The sequence below is a fragment of the Methylobacterium sp. GC_Met_2 genome, assembly GCF_026540795.1.
GTDB lineage: Bacteria > Pseudomonadota > Alphaproteobacteria > Rhizobiales > Beijerinckiaceae > Methylobacterium.
This window is the reverse complement of the sequence record NZ_JALNUM010000262.1, coordinates 1-984: the sequence shown is the minus strand read 5'-3', so window position 1 is coordinate 984 and position 984 is coordinate 1. Positions and strand designations below refer to the sequence as shown.

Here is a 984-nt window from a genome sequence, read left to right as displayed (position 1 = left end):
AGTTGCTGCACTCGTCGGCCGTGAACCGAGTGAAGGCCTGCCGGATGGTGTGCCACAGGTCGGGGACAGTGCGGGCCGCCGCAGTTCGGAGCAGGCACTTCAACTTGGCGAAGATCTGCTCGATCGGATTGAAGTCCGGGCTGTAGGGCGGGAGGTAGAGCAGCCTCGCCCCCGCGGCCTCGATGGCCTCGCGCACACCTGCCACCTTGTGAGCCTGCAGGTTGTCGAGGATGACGGTGTCGCCGGGCTTGAGCACGGGCACGAGTGTGCCGATGACGTAGGCCCGGAAGCGTGTGCCATTGGTGGCTCCATCGAACAGGGCGGTGGCACACAGGCCATCGCTGCGCAGCGCGGCGGTGACGGTGGTAGTCTTGTAATGCCCGTGCGGGACGGCGAGGCGGCAGCGCTCGCCCCGCGGGGCCCGACCGTAGCGGCGCGCCATGTTGGTGGCCGCGGCGGTCTCGTCGAGGAAGACCAGTCTGTCGGGATCGAGGGCGTCCTGGTTCTCGAACCAAGCCTCGCGGGCCGCCCTTACGTCCTCGCGTGCCTGCTCGGCGGCGTGGATCGCCCCTTTTTACGGGTGATGTCATGCCGGGCGAAGAAGCGGGACAGACTGCTCGTGCTGGTCCGCACGCCCTGCTCGGCCAGGTCGTCGCGCAACTCGTGCAGGAAGATCGCGGGCCGCGCCTCGTAAGTCGTTAGGATCAGTTCGGCCTTTGCCTCGATCCGATGCGAGGCGTGATCGCCACCCGACGGCTTGGGCGCGAGCTGCCCCTCCCGGCGGAACTGTTCTGACCAGCGGCTGGCACTGGACACGCTGACGCCGAACCGGGCTGCCGCCTGATGACAGGACGCTCCCTCCGACACGGCAGAGACGACACGCTGGCGTAGATCAACGGACAACGGTGAAGGCATCGGCATCCTCCTTCACCCCTCAACGTCTCAGACCCCGAGCCGTCCCAACACGCTCGGGCGCAGCTCTAG

At 67.5% G+C, this 984-nt stretch carries 1 protein-coding gene; it reads right to left on the bottom strand.

Annotated features, from left to right (window positions below):
- Positions 1–915 (bottom strand): IS630 family transposase gene (locus tag OXS49_RS33345; protein WP_267428770.1). Its coding sequence is split into 2 segments (ribosomal slippage), with 916 coding nucleotides annotated over them: positions 1–564 and positions 564–915; the frame shifts between segments, so codons are not numbered across the junction. This gene is flagged as partial in the annotation.
- Positions 916–984: the final 69 nt, after the last annotated feature.